The 26,127-nt window shown below is 72.7% G+C and carries 24 protein-coding genes; 12 read left to right on the plus strand and 12 right to left on the minus strand.

Features of this window, described 5'->3' with window-relative positions; all coding sequences use genetic code 11:
* The first annotated feature begins 20 nt into the window (after positions 1–20).
* Together FLX08_RS06480 and FLX08_RS06485 are read left to right on the plus strand one after the other, a co-directional pair.
* Positions 21–758: a lysophospholipid acyltransferase family protein gene (locus FLX08_RS06480; RefSeq protein WP_142617273.1), complete on the plus strand. Its 738-nt coding sequence runs from the start codon at positions 21–23 to the stop codon at positions 756–758.
* A 130-nt stretch (positions 759–888) separates the two neighbouring features.
* Entirely contained in the window at positions 889–3,888 is a 3,000-nt protein-coding gene (locus tag FLX08_RS06485) for a helix-turn-helix transcriptional regulator (RefSeq protein WP_142617274.1), read from the plus strand.
* 94 nt (positions 3,889–3,982) lie between these two features.
* Here FLX08_RS06485 and FLX08_RS06490 read toward each other — a convergent pair whose 3' ends face one another.
* Positions 3,983–6,211: a M4 family metallopeptidase gene (locus tag FLX08_RS06490; RefSeq protein ID WP_142617275.1), complete on the minus strand. Its 2,229-nt coding sequence runs from the start codon at positions 6,209–6,211 to the stop codon at positions 3,983–3,985.
* Between the two features lie 315 nt (positions 6,212–6,526).
* Between FLX08_RS06490 and FLX08_RS06495 the strand changes: the two genes are divergently transcribed.
* Positions 6,527–6,952, plus strand: coding sequence for a PPOX class F420-dependent oxidoreductase (locus FLX08_RS06495; protein WP_142617276.1), 426 nt, complete (start codon positions 6,527–6,529; stop codon positions 6,950–6,952).
* A 189-nt stretch (positions 6,953–7,141) separates the two neighbouring features.
* On the opposite strand, the gene FLX08_RS06500 is transcribed toward FLX08_RS06495, so the two are convergent.
* Together FLX08_RS06500 and FLX08_RS06505 are read right to left on the minus strand one after the other, a co-directional pair.
* On the minus strand, positions 7,142–7,597 hold the full coding sequence (locus FLX08_RS06500) for a DUF6789 family protein (RefSeq protein ID WP_142617277.1): 456 nt from the start codon (positions 7,595–7,597) through the stop codon (positions 7,142–7,144).
* 20 nt (positions 7,598–7,617) lie between these two features.
* Positions 7,618–8,028, minus strand: coding sequence for a hypothetical protein (locus FLX08_RS06505; protein ID WP_142617278.1), 411 nt, complete (start codon positions 8,026–8,028; stop codon positions 7,618–7,620).
* Between the two features lie 381 nt (positions 8,029–8,409).
* Between FLX08_RS06505 and FLX08_RS06515 the strand changes: the two genes are divergently transcribed.
* The 3 genes from FLX08_RS06515 to FLX08_RS06525 all read left to right on the plus strand — a co-directional run bounded on the left by FLX08_RS06515 (position 8,410) and on the right by FLX08_RS06525 (position 11,160).
* Positions 8,410–9,201, plus strand: a complete 792-nt coding sequence (locus tag FLX08_RS06515) for an alpha/beta fold hydrolase (RefSeq protein ID WP_142617280.1) — start codon at positions 8,410–8,412, stop codon at positions 9,199–9,201.
* A complete protein-coding gene (locus FLX08_RS06520; RefSeq protein ID WP_142617281.1) occupies positions 9,202–10,332 on the plus strand; it encodes a PP2C family protein-serine/threonine phosphatase in 1,131 nt (376 codons plus the stop codon).
* Positions 10,333–10,494: 162 nt separating this feature from the next.
* Positions 10,495–11,160 carry an esterase/lipase family protein gene (locus tag FLX08_RS06525; RefSeq protein ID WP_142617282.1) on the plus strand — a complete coding sequence of 222 codons (666 nt, stop codon included), beginning with the start codon at positions 10,495–10,497 and terminating at the stop codon, positions 11,158–11,160.
* Between the two features lie 115 nt (positions 11,161–11,275).
* Here FLX08_RS06525 and FLX08_RS06530 read toward each other — a convergent pair whose 3' ends face one another.
* On the minus strand, positions 11,276–11,860 hold the full coding sequence (locus FLX08_RS06530; protein WP_142617283.1) for a copper chaperone PCu(A)C: 585 nt from the start codon (positions 11,858–11,860) through the stop codon (positions 11,276–11,278).
* A gap of 125 nt (positions 11,861–11,985) precedes the next feature.
* On the opposite strand from FLX08_RS06530, the gene FLX08_RS06535 reads away from it, so the two are divergent.
* The gene (locus FLX08_RS06535) at positions 11,986–12,984 is read left to right on the plus strand and encodes a serine hydrolase domain-containing protein (protein WP_142617284.1); all 999 of its coding nucleotides are present in this window, start codon (positions 11,986–11,988) and stop codon (positions 12,982–12,984) included.
* A complete protein-coding gene (locus FLX08_RS06540; RefSeq protein WP_142617285.1) occupies positions 12,981–13,313 on the plus strand; it encodes a putative quinol monooxygenase in 333 nt (110 codons plus the stop codon). The genes FLX08_RS06535 and FLX08_RS06540 overlap by 4 nt, the downstream gene beginning before the upstream one ends.
* Positions 13,314–13,467: 154 nt before the next feature.
* On the opposite strand, the gene pruA is transcribed toward FLX08_RS06540, so the two are convergent.
* Complete coding sequence (gene pruA / locus FLX08_RS06545; RefSeq protein WP_142617347.1) at positions 13,468–15,141, minus strand: L-glutamate gamma-semialdehyde dehydrogenase; 1,674 nt, start codon at positions 15,139–15,141, stop codon at positions 13,468–13,470.
* Positions 15,141–16,052, minus strand: coding sequence for a proline dehydrogenase family protein (locus FLX08_RS06550; RefSeq protein WP_142617286.1), 912 nt, complete (start codon positions 16,050–16,052; stop codon positions 15,141–15,143). The genes pruA and FLX08_RS06550 overlap by 1 nt, the downstream gene beginning before the upstream one ends.
* Before the next feature lie 83 nt (positions 16,053–16,135).
* On the opposite strand from FLX08_RS06550, the gene FLX08_RS06555 reads away from it, so the two are divergent.
* Positions 16,136–17,185, plus strand: coding sequence for a PucR family transcriptional regulator (locus FLX08_RS06555; RefSeq protein WP_244312453.1), 1,050 nt, complete (start codon positions 16,136–16,138; stop codon positions 17,183–17,185).
* A gap of 4 nt (positions 17,186–17,189) precedes the next feature.
* On the opposite strand, the gene FLX08_RS06560 is transcribed toward FLX08_RS06555, so the two are convergent.
* The 5 genes from FLX08_RS06560 to FLX08_RS06580 all read right to left on the minus strand — a co-directional run bounded on the left by FLX08_RS06560 (position 17,190) and on the right by FLX08_RS06580 (position 23,402).
* Positions 17,190–17,630, minus strand: a complete 441-nt coding sequence (locus tag FLX08_RS06560) for a hypothetical protein (RefSeq protein WP_142617288.1) — start codon at positions 17,628–17,630, stop codon at positions 17,190–17,192.
* A 90-nt stretch (positions 17,631–17,720) separates the two neighbouring features.
* The gene (locus FLX08_RS06565) at positions 17,721–18,779 is read right to left on the minus strand and encodes an RNA polymerase subunit sigma-70 (protein WP_142617289.1); all 1,059 of its coding nucleotides are present in this window, start codon (positions 18,777–18,779) and stop codon (positions 17,721–17,723) included.
* A gap of 43 nt (positions 18,780–18,822) precedes the next feature.
* The gene (locus FLX08_RS06570; RefSeq protein WP_142617290.1) at positions 18,823–20,160 is read right to left on the minus strand and encodes a glycoside hydrolase family 16 protein; all 1,338 of its coding nucleotides are present in this window, start codon (positions 20,158–20,160) and stop codon (positions 18,823–18,825) included.
* 92 nt (positions 20,161–20,252) lie between these two features.
* Positions 20,253–21,305: a glycosyltransferase gene (locus FLX08_RS06575; protein WP_142617291.1), complete on the minus strand. Its 1,053-nt coding sequence runs from the start codon at positions 21,303–21,305 to the stop codon at positions 20,253–20,255.
* A 291-nt stretch (positions 21,306–21,596) separates the two neighbouring features.
* Positions 21,597–23,402, minus strand: a complete 1,806-nt coding sequence (locus FLX08_RS06580) for a SpoIIE family protein phosphatase (RefSeq protein WP_244312454.1) — start codon at positions 23,400–23,402, stop codon at positions 21,597–21,599.
* A 96-nt stretch (positions 23,403–23,498) separates the two neighbouring features.
* On the opposite strand from FLX08_RS06580, the gene FLX08_RS06585 reads away from it, so the two are divergent.
* Positions 23,499–24,209, plus strand: coding sequence for a GAF and ANTAR domain-containing protein (locus tag FLX08_RS06585; protein WP_142617292.1), 711 nt, complete (start codon positions 23,499–23,501; stop codon positions 24,207–24,209).
* A gap of 51 nt (positions 24,210–24,260) precedes the next feature.
* On the opposite strand, the gene FLX08_RS06590 is transcribed toward FLX08_RS06585, so the two are convergent.
* Positions 24,261–24,617, minus strand: coding sequence for an STAS domain-containing protein (locus tag FLX08_RS06590; protein ID WP_244312455.1), 357 nt, complete (start codon positions 24,615–24,617; stop codon positions 24,261–24,263).
* Positions 24,618–24,802: 185 nt separating this feature from the next.
* Here FLX08_RS06590 and FLX08_RS06595 point away from each other — a divergent pair, with 185 nt between their 5' ends.
* Positions 24,803–25,582 (plus strand): SigB/SigF/SigG family RNA polymerase sigma factor, encoded by a 780-nt coding sequence (locus FLX08_RS06595; RefSeq protein WP_142617294.1) that lies wholly within the window; start codon positions 24,803–24,805, stop codon positions 25,580–25,582.
* 120 nt (positions 25,583–25,702) lie between these two features.
* The gene (locus tag FLX08_RS06600) at positions 25,703–26,119 is read left to right on the plus strand and encodes an ATP-binding protein (protein ID WP_167530293.1); all 417 of its coding nucleotides are present in this window, start codon (positions 25,703–25,705) and stop codon (positions 26,117–26,119) included.
* The last annotated feature ends 8 nt before the right edge of the window (positions 26,120–26,127 follow it).

The following is a 26,127-nucleotide window of genomic DNA, read 5'->3' on the forward strand; positions in this document are numbered from 1 at the left end:
AGTAGGTTACGGTTTCAGGCATGGCTGAGATCGTGTACCCGCCGGTCCTGCGCACCGCGCTGACCGCCTTCAAGCTGCTCGACCTGAGGTTCCGGATGGAGGGCACGGAGCGGATTCCGCGGAGCGGCGGCGCGGTCCTGGTGAGCAACCACGTCAGCTATCTCGACTTCATCTTCGCCGGCTTCGCCGCCCACCCGGCCGGGCGGCTGGTCCGGTTCATGGCGAAGAAGGAGGTCTTCGACCACCCCGTGTCGGGCCCGCTGATGCGCGGCATGCACCACATCCCGGTGGACCGGTCGGCCGGAGCCGGCGCCTACGACGCCGCCGTACGGGCACTCAAGGACGGCGAGATCGTCGGCAACTTCGCCGAGGCGACGATCAGCCGGTCGTTCACCATCAAGGAGATCAAGAGCGGCCCGATCCGGATGGCGACCGAGGCCGGGGTGCCCGTGATCCCGGTCGCCCTGTGGGGCGGCCAGCGGCTGTGGACCAAGGGCCGCCCCCGAAGGCTGCTGCAGCGGCATGTTCCCATCACGATCCTGGTCGGCGAGCCCATGCTTCCCGGCGCCGGCGACGACATCGCCGCGCTCACCGGCGACCTGCGGCGGCGGATGGCGGACCTGCTCGACGTGGCCCAGCGGACCTACCCCGACCAGCGGCAAGGCGTGTGGTGGCAGCCGGCTCACCTCGGCGGCACGGCGCCCACGCCGGAGGAGGCCGCCGCACTCGACGCCGCCACCCGGCCCCGCCGCGCGTAGGGCTCCGGAGATCTGTCCGGTTTCGCAACACGGCCGTTACGCCGGAGGGTTGACCGGTGGTCAAGAGGCGGGGATAACTGAGCCGTAGCCGAGCCTGGGGGGACTCGCAACCCTGACCTTGGAGCCGTGGATGAGCATCGTGCCCCCGCCCCAGCTGGTCGGACGCGCCACTGAGCTGCGGACTCTCATCGACGCGGTGACCCGCCCCCCGGCGGTCGTGCTCGTGGAGGGCGAGGCGGGCATCGGCAAGACCCGGCTCGTCCGCGCCGCGCTCGACCGCCTGCCGTCCGGCGACCGGGCCGTCCTCCTCGGCTACTGCCACCAGATCCGCGAGCCCTTCCCGTACGGGCCGGTCTTCGAGGCGCTGCGGGACATCAGGGGACGGCTCCCGGCGGCGCACCGGCTCAACCCGGTCACCGGCGCGCTCCGCGACCACCTCCCCGAACTGGACGGTGCGCTGCCGCCGTCGCCGCAGCCCCTGGACGACCCGCGGGCCGAACGCCACCGGGTGTTCCGCGCGATACGCGCCCTGCTGGCGTCCGTGGGACCGGCCGTGCTCGTCGTGGAGGACCTGCACTGGGCCGACGACGGCACGCTCGACCTGCTGCGTTTCCTGGCCGGGCAGCCGCCGCAGGCACTGGCGGTGGTCGCGACGTGCCGCAGGGACGGCGTCACCGGCCCGCCGCTCGGCCGGGCCTACCGGCACCAGCCCGACACGACCAGCGTGGTCGTACGGCTCACGCCCCTGGACGCGTCCGGCGTGGCCGGCCTGGCCGGTGCGCTGCTGGAGCGGTCCGACCTGTCACCCGGGTTCGTCACGCGGCTGCACGAGCGCACGGCGGGCATCCCGTTCGTGGTGGAGGAGCTGGTCCGGTCCCTGCCCGTCTCACTGCCCGGCACGGACGGCCCGGACGCGCTCGACCGTGCCGTCGACCGGGCCGGCGTCCCGCTGCTGCTGCGCGAGGCGATGGCCGAACGGATGGCCGGTCTGTCCCCGGCGGCGGCCGGAGCGGTCCGGGCGGCGGCGGTGCTGCGGCTTCCCGCGGATGAGCGGCTCATCACCGCGGTCGGCGCCGACCCCGCCGCGCCGAGCCCGGTCGCATCGAACCCTGCCGGGCAGGGCCCCGCCGGGCCGGACTCCACCGCATCGGGCCCTGTGGGATCGGGCCCTGTGGGATCGGGCCCTGTGGGATCGGGCCCTGTGCGATCGGGCGCTGTGGGATCGGTCCCTGTGGGATCGGGCTCGGCCGGACTGGCCGAGGCGCTGCGCGCCGGGGTCCTGCACGAGCACCCCGGCGGCCGGTACGGCTTCCGCCACGCGCTGGCCCAGCAGGCCGTGTATGACGCCATCCCCGGCCCGGAACGCCGGTCGGCGCACGTCCGGGCGATGGCCGCGCTCGCCGCGACGGACGCGCCGCCGCTGGTGCAGCTGGCCTTCCACGCCCGGCAGGCCGGGGACACCGACGCCTGGGTGCGCCACGGGACCGCCGCCGCCCAGCAGGCCGCCGCGCTGGGCGACACCGCCCTCGCCGTCGAAGTGGTCGAGGGCATGCTCGACGACCCCGGCCTGCCGGTGCGCGACCGGGGCCCGCTGGTGCTGATGCTCAGCCGCTTCGCCGCGACGGGCCTGTCGCATCAACGGGTGGTGCGGCTGCTGCGTCAGGTGCTGCGGGGCGACTTCCTGTCCCGCGACGTGCGCGGCGAGGTGCGGCTCAACCTCGGCGTGGTCCTGTCCAACCAGGCGGGCGACGCCGCCGCGGGACGGCCGGAGATCATGGCCGCCCTCGCCGAGCTGACCGACCGGCCGACGCTCGCCGCCCGCGGCTGGGCCAGCATGGCGATGCCCGAGTGGGGCGCCGAGTCGCTGGCGGAGCACGCGGAGTGGATGGCCCGGGCCGAGGCGCTCGTCGCCACCGCCGACAACCCGGAGCTGTCGGCCGCGGTCCTGGCCAACCGGGCCTCGTTCGAGATGACGACCGGCTCTCCCGGCGCGTTCGACGTCGCCGCCCGGCTGCCGGCGGACGATCCGCGTACGGGGGTCCGGCGGGAGGTCGCCCGCGCCTACTGCAACCTCCACGACTCGGCGACGACCGTGGGCCTCTACGCGGCGGCCGAGCGGTTCGGCAGGGAGGGGCGGCGGCTCGCCCTGGAGACCGGCGCGCAGTATCCCGCCTTCCTCCTCGACGCCTCCGTGATCCGCCGGGAGTGGTTCACCGGGCGATGGGACGGGCTGCGCGACCGGGCGGCGTCCCTGGGGGAGTCGGCCACGGAGACGCCGCTGGTCGCGGTGGACCTGTGGCTGGTGCTCGGACTGCTCGCCCTCGCGACGGGCGAATGGGAGGAGGCGGTCAGGCAGTTTCACCGCGCGGGGCTGGACGCGCCGGAGGCCCGCAACGTCCCCGTCGTGACGGCCGCCGCCGGTGGGCTCGTCGATCTGCACCTCGCCCGGGGGGCGTTGAACGAGGCGGCCGCGGAGGCCGAGGCGGCGGTCGCCCGGCTGCGCCGCAAGGGCGTGTGGGTGTGGGGCGCGGGCCTCGTCCCGCCGGCCGTCGCCGCGCTCGCCCGGGTGGGGCGCATGGAGACGGCGGCGGAACTCGTGGACGAGTACGCCGCCGGGATCGCGGGCCGGGTGGCACCCGCCGCGCACGCCGCGCTCGACGCCGCCAGTGGCGCGCTCGCCGCCGCGCAACTGCGGCACGCCGACGCTGCCGCGTTCTTCGCCCGGGCCCGGGAGGCGTACGCCGCCCTGCCCCAGCCGTACGCGGCGGCGCGGGCGGCCGAGGGGGAGGCGAGAGCCCGGCTCGCGATCGGGGACGACGCCGCGGCGACGGGCTTCCGGGAGGCCGCGGAGTCGTACGGCAGGCTCGGCGCCACCCACGACGCCGCGAGGTGCAGGCGGGTGCTGCGCGACATCGGGGTGGACGTCCCGCTCCCGCGCGGCGGGCGGCGGGGCGCCGGCGCGCTGTCGCAGCGGGAGCGGGAGGTGGCCCGGCTCGTCGCGCTCGGCCGGACCAACCGCGAGATCGCGGACGTGCTCTTCCTGTCCACGCGCACGGTCGAGACCCATGTCGCGACCGTGCTGCGCAAGCTCGGCGTGCGGTCGCGGACCCAGATCGCGCCGCCCGCCTGACCGGCCTCGCACACGCGGCAATGCGGACGTGCGGAAACGCCTGACAGGCGGAAACCCCCGGGACCATGCGATCCCGGGGGCCGTGCCGCGTCACTCAGAGCGTGATGCTCCACGAGTCGAGGTAGCCGGTGTCGAGGTAGTACTGGTCGCGGACCTCAAGCGTCCAGGTGCCCGCCGCCGTCTGGGTGACCGGGACGGAGTAGGTCCTGGTGCCGAAGGAGGTGCAGCTCGATCCGCCGCTGGACTTGACCGTGTAGTAGGTGCCGCTCGGGCCCCGGAGCCTGATCCGCAGGTCCTCGGCGCAGGTGTGCGAGATCGTGATGCTCAGCTGCACCGGGGAGACCGCCGTTCCCGTGGCGGTCGAGGTGATCGGGCTGTTGATCGTGGTCAGGTCGTTGATCGTGTAGTTGGTGCCGTTGGTGAACGTACGCCCGCCGGAGGTGCCCGACACCGTCAGCGTGTAGGAGGCGGTGTGCGAGCCGGACGATCCGCTTCCGGTGACGGTGACCGTGTACGTCCCGGAGGGGGTGGACGCGCTGGTGGCGATCGTCAGGGTGGAGGAGCCGCCGGAGCTCACCGACGACGGGCTGAAGCTCGCGGTGGCGCCGGAGGGAAGCCCGGAGGCGCTGAGGCTCACCGTCTGCGCGCTACCCGAGCTGGTCGACGTCGCGACCGTGGAGGTCACCGACTGGCCGGGTGTCACCGTGCCCGACGTGGGGCTGAGCGACAGCGAGAAGTCGTTGCCCGAGGAGGAGCAGCTCGCTTCGTTCGACTGCGCCGGCACTCCGGCCGCGCTCCACGCCGCCTTGGTGGCCGCGCACTCGGGGCTGCTCGCGCCGTACAGCTCGACCGCCGCCGCCAGCGACGCGGTCCTGACGTTGACGTACTTCCAGGTCGAGGTCTTGCGCTGCAGCGCGCCCAGGTAGATCTTGCCGGCCTTCTGGATGCCGATGCCGCTGACGGAGGAGGGGCCGCCCGAGCAGATCGGGCTGCTCGGCTTGCCGCCGCCCGGCGAGGAGCCCTCGGCGAGCAGGTAGAACCAGTGGTTCAGCGGACCGGCCGCGGAGTGGACCTCGGTGCTCGGGATCGAGGAGGAATAGCAGTTCGGGTCGCCCGCGAGGGACGGGTTGTACATGTAGCGGATGGGCCCGTCACCGACGAGGTCGACCTCCTCGCCCACCTGGTAGTCCGGCGGGTCGTTCGGGTTGTTGGCGTACGCCTCGGTGAGCGCGCCGAAGATGTCGCCGGTGCCCTCGTTGATGCCGCCGTTCTCGTTGCCGGAGCCGGCGGCGCCGGGGGTGGTCTGGAAGATGGCGTGACCGAACTCGTGCGCCACGACGTCGATCGGCGTGGCCTGGCGGGCGTTGTCCTGCGAGTGGCCGAAGTTGGTGTAGCTGCCGTTCCAGTACGCGTTGACGTCGGCCAGGCCCACGCGGGTGGGGAAGCCGCCGCCGCTGCCGTTGATGCCGTTGCGGCCCAGCCAGTCGCGCAGCATGTCCCACTCGCGCTGGACGCTGTAGAGCGCGTCGACGCAGGCGGTCTCCAGGTTGGTCCCGCCGCCGTTGCCCCAGGAGTCGTCCGAGCCGGTGTAGGCCGAGCCGTTCTGCCCGCCGCACCTGAGCCCGCTGCGGGTGGAGTCGGTCATCGAGTACGAGGAGCCGGAGCCGCTCGTGTTGATGGTGACCGTGCCGTAGTAGTAGCCGTTGCCGGTGCCCGCCTTCACCTGGTCGTAGGAGTCGGCGATCTCGCCGGTGGCCGCGTCCACGAACACGTGCTGGATGCTCGGCCTGCCGTCCGCGACGCCCGAGACCAACGCCTCCCAGGCCAGGCGCGGCTTGGCGCCCCAGGCGAGGACCACCAGGCGCGGGGCCGCGGTGTCGTCGACGCGGGACAGCACGGTCTTCGCCGTCTCGGTGGCGGTCTCGGCGCTGACCGCCGGCGAGGTCGGCACGCCCAGGAGGAGTGCGCCGGACGCCGCCTCGGTGTCGCGCACCCGCCCGCCCGCGTCGGTGACGACGACCGCGTCGCCTCCCACGATGGGCAGGCCCTTGTACGCGCGCTCATAGGTGACGTAGTACATGCCGCCGCCCGGCGTGACGGCGGTGCGCCGGTAGGTCTCGCCGGGGGACACGCGCAGGTCGTCGAGGCCGCTCGCGACGGCCTGGTCCGCGGCGGCCGCGGCCCGCTGAGCGGGATCGTCGGCGAGGGACCTGACCGCGGCCTCGCTGCCGGGCGGGGGCTTGGCGGCAGCGGCGGTGGCGGGTGCCACCACACCGGTCACGGCCAGCGCGGCGGCGGCCGCGAGCAGTGCTGTGCGCCTCATGGGCGTCTTCCTTTCTCTGCCTCCCACGGGGCGTGCGCCTTGTGGGCGGGCACCGGCGGCCGTGCCTCCGGGAGACGAGCCCGGGCGGCGGACACGGTGGGAGTCGGGGGGTGATGAGAGAAATGGATGGTGCTTGCGGCCGGGGAAACCGGCCCGTGCGCGACGTTAGAACCCCGGTCCGGATACGAACATCCGTAGCGATATCCGTACATCTACGGAAATGCGACGGGCTTTGTGCGTAGGGCGTAAGAAAACGGCCGCCACGTGGGGAAGAGGCGGCAAGGCCGAAAGGTGCCGCGCGATAGCTTCGACGCCATGGAGAGGATGACCGAGGCGGAGTGGCGCGAGTTCGTGATGATCGGCACCAAGACCGGGAAAGTCGCCGTCACCAGGGCGGACGGGCGGCCCCACGTGACGCCGATCTGGTTCGCCCTCGACGGGGACGACGTGGTGTTCACCACCCACGAGAGCGGAGTGAAGGCCAACGCGCTGCGCCGCGATCCCCGGGCGGCCCTGTGCGTCGACGACCAGGCCCCGCCGTACTCGTACGTGCTGATCGAGGGGGAGACGACCCTGTCGGACGACCTCGCCGAGGTGCGCCACTGGGCGACGGTGCTCGGCGGCCGTTATATGGGGGAGGAGCGGGCCGAGGAGTACGGCAGGCGCAACGGCGTGCCGGGGGAGCTCCTCGTGCGGCTTCGCGTCGGCAAGGTCGTCGCGTTCAAGGACGTCGCCGGCTGAGGACGCCGCTCGGCACTCGGGATCGCGGCCACGGCCCATGCGCGACAGCGACGGCCGACATGTGGATCACTGACCGCCCGGTGGCCGCGTGCCGCGGATCAACCGCGGGGTCCTGTGGAACTCCGCGAAGGCCGTCACCTCCTGAGCCCTCTCGCGCCGTGGCGCGCGAACAGGACGGGAGAGGTGTGCCTATCCGGCGTGTCGCCCGTCCGCCATGGCGCGCACCGCGAGCGCCAGCGTGGCGCCGTACGCCACGTGGGCCGCGGCCATGACGACCGGGCGCCCGCGCGCGGGGTCGCGCGAGGCGGGCGGCAGGATGTTCAGCGCGGGCACCCAGCCCTCGTAGGCGCCGAGCCAGATCATCAGGGCGTAGCCCACCCCGAGGGGAACCCCGGCCCCGCGCCCGCGGGTGAGCAGCGCGAACGCCGCGCCGCAGGCGGCGCCGAATCCCAGGTGCGCGGCGGCGCCGAGGGCGCGTTCGCCGGGTTTGGGCCGGTGCGGGTGGCCCGGCAGGGCGGCCCTCACGATGTGCTTGGGCGGCTGGCTCGGCATCAGGCCGATCTTCTGTCCGGCGAGCATCACCGCGCTCATCGCGAGGGTGGACAGTGCTCCGGCGGCGGCGCCGCTTACGAGTCGGCGGATCAAGGTTCTTCCTCCAGGAGCTTCTACAGACGCCGGGACAGCTTGTCGGCGAGTCCGGCGGGGTCGGCGACCGTCATGGTCAGGCCGGGATGGCGCAGCAGCCCGAGCGGCTCGCCGCCCCGGATGGCCTCGTGGAACCGTAGGCACAGCCCCTTGCGGGCGTTGGTGGCGAACGTCAGTCCGCGGTCGGCGAGCGAGACGTGCACCCCGATCGCCCGCCAGGGGGAGTAGGGGCCGCTCGTCTCGACGCCGGAGACGTTGGCCAGCGGGGTCTCGATCACCCACGGCCCGAAGCGGACCCGCAGCGTGCCGGGGCCGACCAGGACCCCGGCGGTGTCCTCGCGGATGCCCAGCACGGACAGCAGGGCGGCGAACCGGGAGTCGAAGTCGAACGCGAAGCGTTCCCGCGTGCCCGCCGTGGTGTCGTCGGTCATCGCTACCCCTTCCGGCGCCTCGGTCGTCGATCGGTACGGCCGGCGGGCCTCGGCGCGCGGGTTGCGCGCCTCGCTCCCGGTCGCGGCAGGCTCCGTGCCCGGCGGCTCAGTGCCCGGCGGATCCGTGTCCGGCTCTGTGCCCGGCGGCTCCGTGTCCGGCTCAGTGCCCGGCGGCTTCGTGTCCGGCTCTGTGTCCGGCTCTGTGTCCGGGCGGGTCCCGCCAGGACGGAGCGCGCACATGCCGCCATACCCCCTCGGTCCAGATCAAACAGGGCCTTCGCGCCGCGAAGCCCCGGCCGCGCGAGGGGCCAGGGTCTACGCCGCCTACCCTCGCCGACTGGGCGTACACGGGCAGCCGTTTGCTTTGTACGCTTGCGCGTCATGAGCGTGAAGGTGCGCAACAACGTGCGAGTCACCGGCCGGGCGGACGGCCGTCCCATGGTCTTCGCCCACGGGTTCGGCTGCGACCAGAACATGTGGCGGCTGGTCGCCCCCGCCTTCGAGGACGACCACCGGGTCGTGCTGTTCGACTACGTGGGCTCCGGCCACTCCGACCTGTCGGCCTACTCGCCCGAGCGATACTCCTCCCTCCAGGGGTACGCGCAGGACGTCCTGGACGTCTGCGCCGAGCTCGACCTGACCGACGCCGTCTTCGTGGGCCATTCGGTGAGCGCGATGATCGGCGCGCTGGCGGCCATCAGGGAGCCGGAGCGCTTCGGGGCACTGGTGATGGTCGGGCCCTCGCCCCGCTACATCGACGACGAGGGCTACGCCGGCGGCTTCAGCGCGGCCGACATCGAGGAACTGCTGGAGTCGCTCGACAGCAACTACCTCGGCTGGTCCAGCGCCATGGCGCCGGTGATCATGGGCAACCCGGAGCGCCCCGAGCTGGGGGCCGAGCTCACCAACAGCTTCTGCCGCACCGACCCGGACATCGCCAAGCGGTTCGCGACGGTGACGTTCATGTCGGACAACCGGGCCGACCTGGCGCGGGTGCCGGTGCCCTGCCTGATCCTGCAGTGCTCCGCGGACGTGATCGCCCCGGTCGAGGTCGGCAAGTACGTGCACGAGAACATCCCCCGCAGCGAGCTGGTGCTGATGCGGGCGACGGGGCACTGCCCCAACCTGAGCGCGCCGGAGGAGACCGTCGCCGCGATCAAGGCGTTCCTGTAGGTGGACGGCATCGAGGACGACTTCGAGGAGCTCTACGAACACGCGCCCTGCGGATTTCTGTCCACGCTGCCCGACGGGACGATCATCCGGGTCAACCGGACTCTGCTGGAGCTCACCGGCTACGGCCCCGGCGAGCTGACCGGCGGCATGCGGATCCAGAACCTGCTGGCCGTCGGCGACCGCATCTTCTACGAGACCCACTTCGCCCCGCTGCTCGCGATGCAGTCGGTCGTTCGCGAGATCGCGGTCGACGTGCGCCGCGCGGACGGCACCCGGCTGCCGGTGCTGCTCAACGCGGTCATGCGCGACGACCCGAGGGTGATCCGCTTCTGCCTCTTCGCGGCGACGGACCGGCGGGAGTACGAGCGCGAGCTGCTGCGCGCCCGCCAGCGCGCCGAACGGTCGGAGGCGGAGGCGCGCGAGCTGGCCCGCACCCTGCAGCGCAGCTTCATCCCCCCGACCCTGCCGGAAATCCCGGGACTCCAGGTCGCCGGGGCGTTCCGGCCGGCCGGGCGCGGCGACGTGGTGGGCGGCGACTTCTACGACATGCATGAGACCGCGGGCGGCTGGGCGCTCGCCCTCGGCGACGTGTGCGGCAAGGGCGTGGACGCCGCCGTCGTCACCAGCCTGGCCCGCTACACCCTGCGGGCCGCGCCGATCCGGGAGCCCAGCCCGTCGGCGGTGCTGTCCGAGCTCAACCGGACCCTGCTGCGCGAGCGGGCGGGCCGGTTCGTGACGGCCGTGTACGGCCGGCTCGTGCCCGCCGGCCGGCACTTCCGGCTCACGGTCTCCCTGGCCGGTCACCCGCACCCGCTGCGGGCCGCGGGTGACGCGGTCGGCGAGATCGGGCGCCCGGGCAACGTCCTCGGCCTGCTGCCCACGGTCAGGCTGACCGACGTCGACGTCGACCTCGCCCCCGGCGACGTGGTCCTCTTCTACACCGACGGCGTCGTCGAGGCACGCAGGGGCGAGGACCTGTACGGCGAGGACCGGCTGCGGCGCCTGCTCGGCGCCTCCCGCGCCATGGACGCGGCGGGAATCGCCGAGGCGGTCGTGGACGAGGCGGTCGCCTTCCAGTCCGGGCTGCCCCGCGACGACATCGCCGTCGTCGTGCTCAAGATCCCCGCCTGATCGCGCCGCCCGCCCGCGCCGTCTGCCCGCGCCGCCCGTCCATGCCGTCTGCCCGCCCGCGCCGTCCGCGCGGAAACGGGGGACGGCGACTGGTGATTTCCCCGATGCCGTGACCGGTTCCGATCACGAGACTCCTGTCATCCCCCACGGCAAGGAGATCTCATGCGTAGGATCGTCGGCCCTCTCCTCGGCATCCTGGCCCTGCTCGGCTTCCTCGCCCCCACTGCCCCCGCGCAGGCGGCCACGCACAACCCCGTCGTCTTCGTCCACGGCTACACCGGAAACAGCACCAACTTCGCCACCCTGCAGGCGTACCTGGTGGCCAACGGCTGGTCCGCCGGCCGGCTGTACGGCTACAACTACAACTGGGCAGGCTCGAACGTGGTCAGCGCCCAGGGCCTGGCCGCCCTCGTCAACCAGATCAAGGCCGCCACGGGCGCTTCCCAGGTCGACATCGTCAACCACTCCATGGGCGGCCTCGTGACGCGGTATTACCTGCAGAAGCTCGGCGGCGCCGGCAACGTCGGCCACGTCGCCTCCCTGGCCGGCGCCAACCACGGCACGACGTACGCCGCCGCCTGCACCATCTATGTCTCGTGCATCGAGATGCTGCCCGGCTCGGCGTACATCACCTCGCTGAGCGGCGACGAGACGCCCGGGTCGGCGAAGTACGGCACCTGGGTGTCGCCCTGTGACGGCATCATCATCCCCTACACCAGCACCCGGCTGTCCGGGGCGGACAACCACACCCTCGCCTGCGTCGACCACCTGTCGATCCTCGGCAACATCCAGGCGATGTCCGGCGTCCGCGATCTGCTCAACAGCTGATCGCCTCCGTTCCCGGCCGGGCGGCCCACGGCCGTCCGGCCGCGCGACGCCGTTCCCCTTCTCCGCCGACGTCGCCGAGGAGGTCATCGCCGCGAATCCGGGGATCCGGGACGGGTCAGCTCCCGGCGGGTGACGGGCTCGGCGAGACAGCGGGCGACGAGCCGGGTGAAAGGGCAGGCGACGGACTGGGTGAGGCGAACGGCGACATGCCCGGCCAGGGGGAGTAGGTGCTTCGCCATGTTCCCGGCGGCAGGACCGGGACCTGCACCCGGACCGTCCCCGCGTTCTGGAACCGGAACGTCACGGGGATCGTGCCGCCGCTGCGCAGCGGGCGGGTGAGGCCGGCGAGCAGCACCTGAGGAAAGGGCGTCCCGCCGACGTACTTCCCGGCGGGGATCTCCAGGCCGCCCGGGGTGGGCAGGCGGGCCTCCCGGAACACGCCCCCGGTGTCCACCGACACCAGGCGGTCGGTGCGGCCGCTCTGGTTGAGCAGCACCATGTACATCGGCATGTCGGTCCCCGGCGGGGCGGGCTGCAGCGGGCCGATGATGAAGGCGTTGCGGATCAGCATGCCGGGCAGGTCCGCGTTCGCCCCGTCGTTCTGGGGGATCGTCTGGGTGTAGAAGTCCTGCTTCATGTCGCCGCAGGCGGCGGTGACGGCCGCGGCCGCGACGCAGAGAGCCGCCAGGATTGCGCGCATGTCGACCTCGGCTCGCTCGTAGGCGTCTTTCGAGGCTGGGTACCCCCCTAATCCGGTTGTTTACCGCCGGGAAATTATGCAAGCGTCGGGACGAGGAGGAATCCCCGAGAAAGCGGAGGAAACGCATGCGGCTGATCGCCCCGGAGAAGGCAGGGCTCCCGGCGGACCTGCCCCACCGGCTGGACGCCCTCGTACGGCGGGGCGGCGCCCCGGCCCTGCACGGCGTCGTGGTGGCCCGGCGCGGCCGCATCGTCCTCGAGTGGTACGGCGGCGGCGAGGACCACATGCTGAACACCCCGCTCGGCCACGTGCACTTCGGGCCGGACACGCTGCACGACCTGCGCTCGGTCACCAAGAGCCTGGTGGCGCTGCTGTACGGCCTGGCGCTGGAGTCCGGCCTGGTGCCGGAGCCCGGTGAGCCGCTCCTGTCGCTCTTCCCCGAGTACGCCGGCCTGGCGGCCGATCCTCGCCGGGCCGGGCTGACGATCGGGCACGCGCTGACGATGACGATGGGCCTGGAGTGGGACGAGAGCGCGCCCTACACCAGCCCGGAGAACAGCGAGATCGCCATGGAGCTGGCGCCGGACCGCTGCCGCTACGTGCTGGAGCGCCCGTTCGTGGAGGAGCCGGGCGAGCAGTGGCGCTACAGCGGCGGCGCCGCGGCCCTCGCCGGCGCGATCGTGGAGAAGGGCACGGGCCTGCGCCTTCAGGAGTTCGCCCGCACCGCGCTCTTCGAGCCGCTCGGCGCCGGGCCCTTCGAGTGGTCGGCCGGGTCCGACGGCAGCGCGCTGGCGGCCTCGGGCCTGCGGCTGACGCCGCGCGGCCTCGCCCGGATCGGGCAGGCCATCCTGAACCGGGAGATCGCCCCCGGCTGGATCGGGGAGATGCTGCGCCCGCGCGTGCCGGCCTGGGAGGGCGTCTCCTACGGATACCTGTGGTATGTGGGCCGGGACGGGCGGGCGACGGCCATGGGCAACGGCGGCCAGCGGCTGTTCCTGCTGCCCGATCTCGATCTCGTGGTCGTCGTCACGGCAGGCGCCTACGATGAGGCCGGACAGGACACGGCGCCGAGAGCGGTCCTGGAGGACGTGGTGCTGGCCGCGATCAGAGGAGACGCCAGATGATTTTCATCACCGCGAAGTTCCGGGTGCTGCCGCAGTACGCCGACCAGTGGCCGGAGATCACCCGGGAGTTCACCGAGGCGACCCGCGCCGAGCCGGGCTGCCTGTGGTTCGACTGGTCGCGCAGCCTCGACGACCCGGCCGAGTACGTCCTCGTCGAGGCGTTCCGCGACGACGAGGCCGGAGCGGCGCACGTCGGGTCGGAGCACTTCCGTACGGCCCAGCGGACGCTGCCGCCCCACCTCGCCGAGACCCCGAGAATCGTCAACGTCAAGGTCTCGCAGGACGACTGGTCCCTCCTCGGCGAGATGGCCGTCCCCGCCAAGGACTGACGCGCCCAGGAGAGCGGCGCGTCCTGCGGCAGCGGGCTCGTCCGACGCTGCTGCCCGTGCCGGAGGCGATCGCGGACTCCATCGGTGGGGTCCCATGTGAGACGACGATGCCCTCGGAGCCCCGCCAAGGGGGGTCCGAGGGCATCGGGGTGTGTCAGTAGCCGAGGTCGCCGAGGTCGGGCTGCTGCCAGCCGCCCTGCGGCACGTCGCCCCTGTACGGCCCGCTCACGACCGGGGGCACGAAGGTCTCCTTGATCGTGCGGGCGTTGACCCAGCGGATCAGGTTGAAGATCGAGCCGGCCTTGTCGTTGGTGCCCGAGGCGCGGGCCCCGCCGAACGGCTGCTGCCCGACGACCGCGCCGGTCGGCTTGTCGTTGACGTAGAAGTTGCCCGCCGCGAAGCGCAGCCGCTCGGTGGCGTCGTCGATCACATACCGGTCCTGCGCGATGATCGACCCGGTCAGCGCGTACGGCGCGATGCTCTCCATCTGGTCGAGCACGCTGTCGTACGCGGCGTCGTCGTAGACGTGGACGGCGAGGATCGGGCCGAAGTACTCCTTCACGAAGACCTCGTCCGCGGGGTCGGCGCACTCCAGCACCGTCGGCCGCACGAAGTAGCCGGTCGAGTCGTCGTAGGAGCCCGTGAGCACCGAGATCGAGTCGACCGACCGCGCCCGGTCGATCGCCTCCTTGTGCTTGGCGAAGGCCCGCGCGTCGATCACCGCGCCCATGAACGTGGACAGGTCGGCCGACACGTCGCCCACGGTGAGTGACTCGGCCGCCGACACGAAGTCGTCACGTATCCGGGTCCACAGCGAGCGCGGCACGTACGCCCGGGAGGCCGCCGAGCACTTCTGGCCCTGGTATTCGAACGCGCCCCGCAGCAGCGCGGTGGACAGCGCCCCGGCCTCCGCGGACGGATGCGCCAGGATGAAGTCCTTGCCGCCGGTCTCGCCGACGAGCCGCGGGTAGCCCCGGTAGCCGGAGATGTTCTCCCCGACGGCGCGCCACAGGTGCTGGAACGTGGCCGTCGAGCCGGTGAAGTGGATCCCGGCCAGCTCGGGGTGGGGCAGGGCGACCTCGGAGACGGCGGCGCCGTTGCCGGTGACCATGTTGATCACACCGGGCGGCAGCCCGGCCGCCTCCAGCAGCCGCATGGTGAAGTGCGCCGCGAACTGCTGGGTCGGCGACGGCTTCCACACCACGACGTTGCCCATCAGCGCCGCCGCGGCCGGCAGGTTGGCCGCGATGGAGGTGAAGTTGAACGGCGTGATCGCCAGGACGAAGCCCTCCAGCGGGCGATACTCCATGCGGTTCCACACGCCCGGCGACGACACCGGCTGCTCGGCGAGCAGCCGCCGCGCGTAGGCGACGTTGAACCGGAAGAAGTCGATCAGCTCGCACGCGGCGTCGATCTCGGCCTGCTGCGCCGACTTCGACTGGCCGAGCATGGTGGCCGCGTTGAGCGTGTTCCGCCACGGGCCGCTGAGCAGCTCGGCGGCGCGCAGGAACACCGCGGCGCGCTCCTCGAACGGCAGGGCCCGCCAGCGCGGCGCGGCCTCGAGCGCCGCGTCGACCGCCGCCCGCACGTCGGCCGCGGTGGCGTCGGCCGTACGGCCGAGCACGGCGGCGTGGTTGTGCGGCTGCACGACGTCGATCGGGGTGCCGCCGGCCATGCGCCGCTCGCCGCCGATCGTCATCGTCAGGTCGAGGGACGTCCCCGACAGCTCCTTGATCCGGGTCTCCAGGGCCGCGCGCTCGGCGCTGCCCGGCCCGTACGCGTGCACCGGCTCGTTCGCCGGCACCGGGACCTCGGTGATCGCATCCATCATTTACCCCTCAAAGCGCGAAGGAAGAAGGCGACGTTGGCCGGGCGCTCGGCGAGGCGGCGCATGAAGTAGCCGTACCAGTCGTCGCCGTAGGGGACGTAGACCCGCACCCGGGACCCGGCCGCGGCCAGCGCCGCCTGCCTGTCGGCCCGGATGCCGTAGAGCATCTGGAACTCGTAGTCGTCCGGGCCGCGCCCGGCGCTCACCGCGAGCGACTCGGCGATCGCGATCAGCCGGTCGTCGTGCGTGGCCACCATGGGATAGCCCGTGCCCGACATGAGCGTCCGCAGGCACCGCACGTACGCGCGGTCGACCTCGGCCTTGCTCTGCCAGGCCACCGAGACGGGCTCGGCGTAGGCGCCCTTGACCAGCCGCACCCGCGACCCCGCGAGGTCGCGGCAGTCGGCCTCGCTGCGGAACAGGTAGGCCTGGATCGCCACGCCCGTCTCCGGGAAGTCCTCGCGCAGCGCGCGCAGCACGCCGAGGGTCGCGTCGACGGTGGTGTGGTCCTCCATGTCCAGGGTGACGGTGGAGCCGCACTCCCGCGCCGCCGCGCAGATCTGCCGTGCGTTCTCCAGCGCCATGCCCGGGTCGAGGGCCTGGCCGACGGCCGACAGCTTGACCGACACCTCGGCCCGGTCGCCGAGGCCGAGCGGCCGCAGCTCCTCGAGCAGGGAGACGTACGCCTTGGCGGTGGCGACGGCGGCGCCGGGGTCCCGGACCTCCTCGCCCAGATGGTCGATGGTGACGGACAGCCCCGAGCCGGTCAGGCGGCGCGTCGCGGCGACGGCGTCCGCGGTGGACTCTCCGGCCACGAAGCGGTCGACGACCTTGCGCGTGAGCGGGAGCCCCGACACGGCCCGGCGGGCGAGCGGGCTGCGTGAGCCCGCGAGAAGCAGGGAACCGAGCATGACCTCAGGCTAAATCCGCACGTCACGGAAGTTCCACGGACATCCGCCACAGCATTTTTCGACAAATGTACGAGAATGTCAGCATGCAAGACATCGTCGATGAGATCTCCCGCCTGCTGGACGCCTCCGTGACACTGGAGGACCGCTCCTTCAACCTGCTCGCGTACGGCGCGCAGAGCGGGGACATCGACCGCGTGCGGCAGGAGTCGATCCTGCGCCGGCACGCGTCCGACGAGGTGAGGGCCCACTTCGAGGCGTACGGCATCGCCACCGCGACGGGCCCGGTGCGCATCCCCGGGCTGCTCGGCCTGCTCGGCCGTGTGTGCGTGCCGCTGCGGCACGACAGGGTGACCTACGGCTACCTGTGGGCGCTCGAATCCGGGGAGCTCACCGACGAGCGGCTGGACGCCGTCGCGCCGCTGGTCGCCCAGGCGGCCGCGCTCCTGGCCAGGCAGGCCCGCGGCCGGCACGCCCCGCTGCGCCAGTTCTTCTCGGCCGACCCCGCGGTGCGCGCCACCGCCCGGGTGGACGTCGAGGGACCGGTGACGGCGGTGGCCGTGCGGACGCCCACGGCGGTGTCCGGGCCGCCGCGCACGCTGCCGCGCGGCGTGCTGGCCGACCCGGACGTGATCGACACGGCCGTGGACGCGCCGCTGCTCGCGGTGCTGGCGCCCGCCGGGCAGGCCGCGCACGTCGCGCGCCTCCTGGGCAAGCTGTACGGCATGGCCGCCGGGGTCGGGGGCCCGCGCGACGACCCGGGCGAGGCGTGGCAGAGCTGGCGGGAGGCGCTGCTGGCGCTGCGGGTGGCCGAGCACGTCGAGCGGCACGCCCCGGTGGCCGACTGGAGCACGCTCGGCGTCTATCGGCTGCTGGCCCGGCTGTCCCCGCGCGACCTGGCCGATCTCGCCGCCGAGTCGGCCGCCCTCACGCCCGGGATCGCGGCGAGCGTGGAGACCTACCTCGACCACGCCGGGCAGGTCCAGGAGACGGCGGCGGTGCTGGGCGTGCACCGGCAGACGCTGTACTACCGCCTGGGCAAGGCCGGGCGGCTCACCGGGCTCGACCTCGCCGACGGGGAGGACCGCCTGCTGCTCCACCTGTCGCTGAAGGCGGCGGCCCTGCTCCACTCGTGACGGGCTATCCGATCCTGGTCATGTTCGACTCGTAGCCCCCGCCGCCCGGGTAGTTCCATCGGCCGGTCATGGCGTCGCCGTCCGGGGTGAAGGTGCCCCGGAAGTAGGCCGGAGATCCCTTCGCGCCGAACCAGATGGTGAGTGTGTCGCCGTCGAGCTCGTAGACGTAGTCGAGGGTGTCGCCTGAGCTGCCGTAATAGCGGGACCTGATGTCCTCGCCCGGCCCGTCGGCCCCGTAGGACCGCTCCCGGCCGATGACCTCCAGGCCGGTGATCGGCTGTCCGTCCTGCTCCAGCCGGATGTCCTGGATGAGGAAGAAGCCCCCCTCCATCCAGCGGTAGGTGACCGTGCCCTCCGAGCCGCCGGTCACGCGCCAGATGCCGGCCAGCCGGTCGAGCGCCCTGAGCTGCTCGTCCGGCTGCGTCGTCTCGACGATGTCCGCCATGGTGTTCCCCTTCTCCGCCGGTGATCCGTGATGACGCTCGTACGACGGCGCGGGCGGGGAAAGGGAATCGGTCCGGACGGGCGACTTGGATCACGATTCGATAACGGCGGGCCGGATCGAGAGTGGCAGGCCGAACAGCGGCAGCAGCTCGGGGCCGAACGTGGTGATCTCCGTGATGAGGCCGTCCTCGGCGCACAGCACGTCGATGTTGACGGCGGTGTAGGAGGTCTCACCGGGCCGCCGCACGTAGTTCGCCACCGCGGGCTGCCGGTTGACCGCGAGCGGGACGCAGTGCCACTCGCCCCAGCGCTCCTCGCCCTCCAGCACCGGACGCCACATGTCGAGCACGGCCGCCCGCCCCACGTACACCAGGGCGGCGGGCGGCATGGCCTGCAGGACGTCCTCGCGCAGCAGCGCCGCCAGCGCCGGCAGATCGGCGTTCCTGGAGGCGGTGACGTAACGCTCCAGCAGGTCGAGCTCGTCGCGGCTGGGCCGGGTGGCCGCGGCCCACTCCGCCCGCCGCCTGGGCAGCCGCTCGCGCAGCGTCGCGCGGGCGCGCTGCAACGCGCTCTTGACCGAGGCGACGCTCATCTCCAGCGCCTCGGCGGTCTCGGTCACCGGCCAGCCGCCGACGTCGCGCAGGATCAAAACGGCCCGCTGCCGCGGCGGGAGGTGCTGGATCGCCGCCAGGAACGCCAGCTCGACGGTCTCCCTGGCGATGGCCGCCGCGTCGGGCGCGCCCTCGTCCGGCGCGGCCAGGTCGAGCAGGTCGTCCGGATAGGGCTGGAGCCAGGCCACGTCGGCCGCGGCCGGACGCCCCGGGCGCTCCGCGACGTCCGCGACCACCTCGCGGGCGCGGGCCTGGCCGGACAGCGCGTCGAGGCAGGCGTTTGTGGCGATCCGGTAGAGCCACGCCCGGAACGTCGAGCGTCCCTCGAAGCTCTCCCGCGCCCGCCAGGCCCGCAGCAGCGTCTCCTGCACCATGTCCTCGGCGTCGGTGAACGACCCGAGCATCCGGTAGCAGTGCACCCGCAGCTCGTGCCGGTGACGCGCGGCGAGCTCGCCGAAGACGGCCTGGTCGCCCGACCGGACGGCCTCCGCCGTGGCATCTGCCGGGAAGTCCCCGGCCGTGCCGTGCTCTTCGCCCACGCCCGCCCCGCGTCTCCGTCACACGTACGTGATCAGCCGGAGCCTACTGCGGGGCCCGGTAGACCCGCACCCACTCGACGTACACCGTGCCGCCGGAGGCGTCGTTGCGCAGCACCAGGCCCAGTGGAGACCGGGGGACGTACGGGCCGGTGTAGTTCCACACCTGCCTGCCGTCCAGCCAGAAGGTCACCCGGCCGGGCAGCCAGTCGACGGTCACCGTATGCCCCTGGGTGAAGCCGGCCGCCAGCTCGGCCCGGGCCAGTTCGCGGCCCTGCCGGACGGAGAGCTCCGCGCGCCCGCCCGCGGTCGCCGCCACGCCGATCGCCGCGTCCTCGCTCCCCGTTCCGTCCGTCCCCGTGCCGTCCGTCCCTGTGTCGTCCGTCCCCGGGAACCGCGCGGATCCCGGAACGTCGTCCCGCGGGCCGCCGCGCCACGAGCCGCCGTACTGCTCCCCGTACTGCTCCCCGGACTGGGAACCGTACGAGTCGTCGTACTGCGAGCCGTACTGCATGTCGTAGGGGGAGTCGTACGCGGGCTCGTCGTATCGGGATTCCTCAGAGGGGGACCGGCCGAATCGGGAGCCGCCCCGCCGCGCGTTGCCATACTCGGCGGTGCCCGACCGGGGGGACTGCAGCAGCACGGCGGGAAGCGCCCCCGCGTCGGCCCGCAGGCGGACCTCCCATCGGCCGTACCGCTGGAGCGACGTCCCGGACAGGTCCGCGCCGCCGTTCCCGGTGATGCGCAGCGCCTGCCCGCCGAAGTCCTCGGCCAGGGCCGGCGCGCCCCAGCCGGTCGCGGCGGCGCCGGAGGAGTGGGGCGCCGGCGTACGGGACGGCGTGCTCGCCGGCGCGCTCGGCGCTTTACTCGGCGCTTTGCTCGGCGGCGGGGAGGACGCCCGCGCGGCCCCGGGGGTCGCCTGGGCGGCGGCCCGGGGCACGTCCTCAGGTTCGACGGCGTTCACCACGACCGGCCCGTCCGCGGGACGAACGGGCTCCGCGAGCCGCATCGGCGGCTCGGTCTCGGTTCCGGCCGTCGCCCGCGGTCCGGGCGAAAGGCCGGGAGACGGAAGGGGGGACAGGCTGGGGGAGGGACGCGAGGCCGCGGGGATGTCGCCGATCTTCTCCGCGATCGTGGTGTCGCCGGTCGTGTCCGCGGCCTTCTCGGCCTCCTGCCCGGCGTCCTCGCCGGCGGGTGCGGCGGCCGCGGTGGCGGTCTGCGTCGCGCTCAGCCCCGCCGCGTTCGCGTTGCCCGGCCGCGCGCCGGACGAGTCGGGGGAGGACGCCGATCCCTGTGCGGCGGACTCGTCTCCGGCGGTGAACACCTTCACCGAGTCCGCGTTCGAACAGGCGGTGGCGGCGGCGATGAGCATCGCCGCCGCCACCGCTAAACCAGGCCCATGACGTGACATGAGCCGAGTTAATCACATCATTTCACTCAGATAACTGCCTTAATCCGGTAATATCTCTTGCCTTTTTACGCGCACGTCTTCTCGTAAACGCGGAGCAGTTCCATGCTGATTCGCTCGACCGAATAGCGGGAACGGGCGCGGTCGGCGGCCGCGTAGCCGATGGCCGTACGCAGGGTGGCGTCGCCGAGCAGGCGGCGGATCCGGTGGGCGATCTCCAGCGGCCGGTCGGGCCGGGTCAGGAAGCCGGTCACGCCGTCCACCACGGAGTCGAGGTGCGCCCCGGCGGCCGAGGCGATGACCGGGATGCCGCAGGCCATGGCCTCCAGTGCGGCCGTGCCCGTGGGGACGGTCGGCGGCAGCGACAGCACCAGGTCGGCGCTGCGCATGAGCTTGGGCATCGCGGTGTGCGGCACCATGCCGAGCATCTCCACGCGGTCGGTCACGCCGTGCTCCCCGGCGAGGGCGCGCAGCCGCTCGACGCTCAGGTCGTCGCCCCCGGCGATCACGAGCTCGGCCTCCGGCACGGCACGCAGGGCCTGCACGGCCCAGCCGGCGCCCACGTGTCCCACGTGGAGGAGGCGGGGCCGCTCACCCCTCGGGAAGGCGGGGCCCTGGCGGCGGAAGCGTTCGATGTCCACGCCGTGCGGGACGACCGAGATGTTGCGGCGCGGCACGCCCATCCGGATCAGCTCGGACTCCTCGTCGGCGCAGGCGGCGATAACCGCCCTGGCCCGGCGGCCGATCGCGCACTCCAGCCGCCGCACCGGCGCGGCGCTCAGGCTGTCGTCGTAGTGGCTGTGGAAGGTCTGGGTGACCGGCACGCCCAGGCCCTCGGAACCGGCGATGGCGGCCAGGCCGCTGGACCACGAGTAGGCGTGGATGATGTCGGGGCGGTGCTCCCGCCACCGGCGCCGCAGGCCGTCGCTGAAGTCCGGGATGTAGGGGAGGAGGTCGTTTTCCGACAGCTCCATGTCGGGCCCGGCGGGCACGTGCTCGACGCCGTCCCCCTGCACCTTCGAGCGGGTGTAGACGGTGACGCGGTGGCCCCGGCCCAGCTCACGGGCGATGGCGGGAGTGTCGGGAGTCAGTTCGTGCGCGGAGACGATGGCGATATCCATGGCACACCTCAAGACAGGAAGGCGTCTGAAAGGGTGTGCCTGCGTCCTAGGCACGATGTAGATGATGTTTACCTTACTCTGATTCGCGCTAAACGCCTAATCGGGAAAAATCATGCGCACGTCCGCAGGCCCGGCGCGGCGGCCGGCCCCCTGACGGCAGCCGCCCTCTTCCTGACATATGCCCAGGTAGCCGCCGATCCGACCCTACAAACCACCCCGGGCCGCTCGCCGCCATGCATCGCATCCGCCTCGGCCCGCCCATCCCGGCGAGGCGGGCGGGGGAACATCCCGTCAGCGGGATCGGCGCAGCGTGAGGACGGTGATCTCGTCGACCGCGTGGCTGCCGCAGAAGGCCTGGTGGTCCTCCTCGATGGCCTTGACGACCGCGCCGGGGGGCTGCCCGGAGCAGCGGGCGAGCGCCTCCGTGAGCCGCTGCTCGCCGTAGTTGTCCCCGGCCGGGCTCTGGGAGCCCACCACGCCGTCGCTGTAGAGGACGAGCGTCTCCCCGGCCGACAGCGTGAGCTCCTCCGTCGCGGGCACCGAGCCCTCCTCGAAGCCCAGCGGGACGCCGCCTCCCTCGGAGAACCGGACGCCGCCGCCCGGCTGGATCAGCGCCGCGGGATGGTGCCCCGCCGAGGCGAGCCGCACCTTGCGGCCCCGTACGAAGCCCGCGGCGGCCATCACGAACATCCCCGTGTTCTGCACGACGAGGGCGTCGCTGACCTTGCGCAGGGCCTGCCCCGGGTCGTCCTCCCACACGCTCAGCACGCGCAGGCCGTTGCGGACCATGGCGGTGACGGCGGCCGCCTCCTCGCCGCGCCCGGCCGCGCTGCCGATCACGAAGCCCCACCCGTTCTTGACGGGAAACACGTCGTAGAACTCGCCGCCGATGGCGCGCATGCCGGAGCCGGGGTGATAGGCGGCGGCGATCTCGAAGCCGGGGATCTCGGGGAGCGTCCGGGGGAGCACGCCGGTCTGCAGGGTGTCGGCGGCGTGGGCCCGGCGCTGGAACCCCTGCTGGGCCCGCATCGCCAGGCCGAGGTGCAGGCCGATCTCCTCCAGCAGGCCCAGGTCGGCCAGGCCGAACGGCGGGCGGTCGCGCAGCCGCACCAGCGTGAGCACGCCGCGCGCCTCGCCGTCGGCGCGGATCGGCACGCTGAGCAGCGAGCCCGCGCGCATCGCCTGGAGCACGTCGCCGCCGAGCAGGGAGTCGTCGGTCAGCATCTCGTGGACGACGCCGCTCTGTGTGGTCATCACCTGCTCCACGACCGGCGCGAGCGCAGGCGGGGCCTCCTCGACCGCCCGCTGCAGCCGCCCGACCGGCTGGTCGCTCGGCCCGATGACGACCGTGCGCACCAGGCCGCCGTCCCTGGCGACGTCCGCGATCACCCAGTCGGCCGTCTCGGCGGCCAGCAGGCGGGCCGCCCGCAGCAGGGCGACGGGCTCGCGCAGGCTCTCCTCGTCCAGCAGCAGCGCGGTCAGCCGCGACAGCAGCTCGTGCCGCCTGGCCGCCGCAAGGACCGCCGCGTCGTCGGGCACGCCCCCCTGTACGGCGGGCTCGGGCAGCTGGACCTCGGTGGGCAGCACGACCCCGGCGATCATCTCCTGCGGCTCGCCCGGCATGTGCAGGCGGCTCAGCACCAGCCGTACGGTGTGGGCGCGGCCCTGGTGGGCCAGCCGGGTCAGGAACGAGGCGCTGTCCTCTCCGTGGAGGACGGCGGCGAAGCGCTGCCGGAACGCCGCGCGGGCGGTCACGTCGACGAGCAGGGGGAAGGCGCGGCCGATGAGATAGCCGGCGGGGCTGCCGAGCAGGCGCGTGGTCTCGTTGTTGATGCGGCGCACCGTGCCGCCCGTGTCCATGATGACCACGGGGATGGGCAGCGCCCGGAACACCTGGCGCAGCAGCTTCTGCTCGCGCTGACTGCCGCCGTCCCTGCGCCTGCGGCTGCGCGCCAGCTCGCTCAGGGCCTTGCGGACGAGTTCTTCGGCGGAGTCCAGCTCCCGTAGCATCGCACCCGGATCAGGATCTTCCCGTAGGGTGGCGATGCGGTCGGCGAGCCCACTCAACGCGCGCTCGAGCTCGGCGGTGTCGGGCAAGCTGCCCCCCTCTCTCGACGTAGACGCTACGCCAAACCCCGGGTCTAATCGATCCAGCTGGATTAACCCGAAAACTATGGGAATGGTCTTTCTACCATGGAGACGACATCCATTCTCGCCCGTGACCTCGCGGCTTTGGGCCGTGTGACGGAGGGCACGTCGGCGGAGAGCGTTCTGCGGGGCATCACCGAGGCGGTCGCGCGCGGCGTCCCCGGCTGCGCCGGCGGCACCGCCGAGCTGTGGATGGAGGAGCGGGTGCTGCTGGCCGCCTCCCACAGCGAGCTCACCCTGCTCATCGACCGCGAACGCGACCTGCGCGAGGGCCCGTCGAGGGAGGCGCTGTCCACCGGGCGCCCGATGGCGATCCCCGACGTGATGCGCGAGACCCGCTGGTCCCGCTACGCCGCCACCGCCGTACGGCACGGGGTGCGCTCGGTGCTCGTCGTGCCGATCGCCGTGGAGGGCGCCGTCGTGATCATCGGTCTGTACGGCGTGCGCCCCGGCGTGTTCAGCTCCGGCGGCCCGCTCATGGCCCTGCTGCGCGAGCAGGTCACCGTGGCGCTGGCCAACATCTGGGAGTTCGACGACGTCCTGACCGGCGCGGCGCAGATGCAGGAGGCGCTGGCGGGCCGGTCGGTGATCGACCAGGCCAAGGGCATCATCATGTCGAAGAGCGGCTGCTCGGCCGAGGAGGCGTTCGATGAGCTCAGGCGGGTGTCGCAGCACCACCAGGTCAAGGTGGCCGACCTGGCCAGGCTCCTGGTGACCGAGCACCAGCAGAAGCACGGCGGAGCCGCCCCGGCCTGAGCGGAGCCGTACGCGCCGGCGGGGCTGCGCCGGCCAGAGGGCGGGGCGGGCTCAGGCGGCGAACGCGGTGAGGGCCTCGTCGAGGGTGTCGAACAGGGGCAGCCGCTCCGACAGTCCGGTCACCCACATCACCTTGGAGTTCGGATACTGCACCGAAATCAGCGCGAAGTTGCCGCCGGCCGCGGTCGAGCGCTGCCAGTGGTGCACGATCAGGCCCAGCGCGCGGGAGTCCATGAACGTCACGCCGCCCAGGTCGAGCACCATGTCGGGGCCGTGGTCGTCGGCCGCCGCGTCCAGGTAGTCCGAGAACTGCTCACGAGTCGTGGCGTCGAGGACGCCGTTCACATGGATCACCACGATGTCCCCCGCCATGCTGGACGTCAGGGACAGCAGTCCGTTGTCAGACACCTCGCGCCTCCTCTGCGGCAACATTACTGGTGCCGAGGGGGTGGTGATACTCCCGATTTTGCGGCAATATACTGATGCAGAGGTCCAGCAGAGGGCCTCGTCTCGATACTGTAGCGAGGCGTGCCTTCTGCGTGGTCACCCCAGGCGTAGGCGCCCTCGCGAGAAAATACGAGGGGACTGCGCAGATGGCTGCCGAGGTCCGTGCAGAGACCGCCAGCAATCCGACCGCCGAAGAGCTCCTGGCCGAACTGGTCGAGGACGGACTGTCCGAGGAGCGGCGGGAACGCCTCCGCGAGAAGATCGTCGAAATGCACCGCCCGATGGCGAGGGACATCGCCCGGCGGTACCTCAACCGCGGCGAGCCGATGGAGGACCTCCTCCAGGCCGCGTACGTCGGCCTCATGAAGGCCATCAACGGCTTCGACCCCACCCTCGGGCACAGCTTCCGCGGCTACGCCATGGTCACCATGACGGGCGAGGTCAAGCGGCACTTCCGCGACCGCACCTGGGCCGTGCGGGTGCCCCGCCTCTACCAGGAGCGCCGGGCCGAGCTCAACCGGCACGTCGCCGACATGACCCAGGAGCTGGGCCGGTTTCCCACCGTCGCGGAGCTCGCCAAGAAGATGGGGCTGTCCGAGGAGGACATGCTCCTCACCATGGACGCCTCCGCGGCGTACAGCACGCTCTCCCTCGACGCGCCGATCGGCGCCGACGACGACGCCGCCGCGCTCGGCGACGTGATCCCCGAAGAGGACGACGCGCTCGACACCCTGGTGGACAGCGAGGCGCTGAAGCCGCTCATCGACCTTCTCCCCGAGCGGGAGAAGAACATCCTCCTGCTGCGCTTCTACGGCAACATGACGCAGGCCGAGATCGCGGCGGAGTTCGGCATATCGCAGATGCACGTCTCACGGATCCTCCGCAAGACCCTCGACCAGCTCCGGGCGGAGCTCGTCGCGGGATGAGAGGATGCGGCGATGCCCGGGACACCGTCTGTGCCACGGCGGTGTCCCGGGGTATCTTCGTCCTGCCCATAGCCCAAAGACCCTGAGACGGCCAGATTTCCGGCGGGAGGCGTGTACCGGGTGAAAGATGACGGCGTTCCCGCGCACGTCACCCGAGCGGCAAGAGAGCGTGCCTTCTCCTTAGCCGATCTGCCCGACCTGCGGGAGTTCGCCGCCGCCGAGGCGCTGCGTCGCGGCCTGCCCGAGGACGCGATCGGCGACTTCCTGGTCGCGCTCAACGAGGTCGCCACCAACGCGGTCACCCACGGGTCGACGAAGGCCCGGCTGGGCATCCGGAGCGACGGGAGGGCCGTGGTGGTCGCCGTGCACGACGACGGCCGCGACTGGCGTCCGGAGGGCGAGCCGGGCCACGACCCGCCTCCGGAGGACGCGACCAGCGGCATGGGGCTGTGGGTCGCGCGCATGCTGAGCAGCGACCTTCACGTCACCACCGGTCCCAGCGGAACCACGGTGACGATGCGTTTCCTCGTCGCCTAGGGGTAGGG

Source organism: Microbispora hainanensis (assembly GCF_006874475.1).
GTDB classification, from domain to species: Bacteria; Actinomycetota; Actinomycetes; order Streptosporangiales; family Streptosporangiaceae; genus Microbispora; species Microbispora hainanensis.

Bases quoted from the DNA above. Each gene is read 5' to 3' on its own strand.
- FLX08_RS06480 (WP_142617273.1), top strand. From the start codon at position 21: ATGGCTGAGATCGTGTACCCGCCGGTCCTGCGCACCGCGCTGACCGCC.
- FLX08_RS06485 (WP_142617274.1), top strand. From the start codon at position 889: ATGAGCATCGTGCCCCCGCCCCAGCTGGTCGGACGCGCCACTGAGCTG.
- FLX08_RS06490 (WP_142617275.1), bottom strand. From the start codon at position 6,211: ATGAGGCGCACAGCACTGCTCGCGGCCGCCGCCGCGCTGGCCGTGACC.
- FLX08_RS06495 (WP_142617276.1), top strand. From the start codon at position 6,527: ATGGAGAGGATGACCGAGGCGGAGTGGCGCGAGTTCGTGATGATCGGC.
- FLX08_RS06505 (WP_142617278.1), bottom strand. From the start codon at position 8,028: ATGACCGACGACACCACGGCGGGCACGCGGGAACGCTTCGCGTTCGAC.
- FLX08_RS06515 (WP_142617280.1), top strand. From the start codon at position 8,410: ATGAGCGTGAAGGTGCGCAACAACGTGCGAGTCACCGGCCGGGCGGAC.
- FLX08_RS06525 (WP_142617282.1), top strand. From the start codon at position 10,495: ATGCGTAGGATCGTCGGCCCTCTCCTCGGCATCCTGGCCCTGCTCGGC.
- FLX08_RS06530 (WP_142617283.1), bottom strand. From the start codon at position 11,860: ATGCGCGCAATCCTGGCGGCTCTCTGCGTCGCGGCCGCGGCCGTCACC.
- FLX08_RS06535 (WP_142617284.1), top strand. From the start codon at position 11,986: ATGCGGCTGATCGCCCCGGAGAAGGCAGGGCTCCCGGCGGACCTGCCC.
- FLX08_RS06540 (WP_142617285.1), top strand. From the start codon at position 12,981: ATGATTTTCATCACCGCGAAGTTCCGGGTGCTGCCGCAGTACGCCGAC.
- pruA (WP_142617347.1), bottom strand. From the start codon at position 15,141: ATGGATGCGATCACCGAGGTCCCGGTGCCGGCGAACGAGCCGGTGCAC.
- FLX08_RS06550 (WP_142617286.1), bottom strand. From the start codon at position 16,052: ATGCTCGGTTCCCTGCTTCTCGCGGGCTCACGCAGCCCGCTCGCCCGC.
- FLX08_RS06555 (WP_244312453.1), top strand. From the start codon at position 16,136: ATGCAAGACATCGTCGATGAGATCTCCCGCCTGCTGGACGCCTCCGTG.
- FLX08_RS06560 (WP_142617288.1), bottom strand. From the start codon at position 17,630: ATGGCGGACATCGTCGAGACGACGCAGCCGGACGAGCAGCTCAGGGCG.
- FLX08_RS06575 (WP_142617291.1), bottom strand. From the start codon at position 21,305: ATGGATATCGCCATCGTCTCCGCGCACGAACTGACTCCCGACACTCCC.
- FLX08_RS06585 (WP_142617292.1), top strand. From the start codon at position 23,499: ATGGAGACGACATCCATTCTCGCCCGTGACCTCGCGGCTTTGGGCCGT.
- FLX08_RS06595 (WP_142617294.1), top strand. From the start codon at position 24,803: ATGGCTGCCGAGGTCCGTGCAGAGACCGCCAGCAATCCGACCGCCGAA.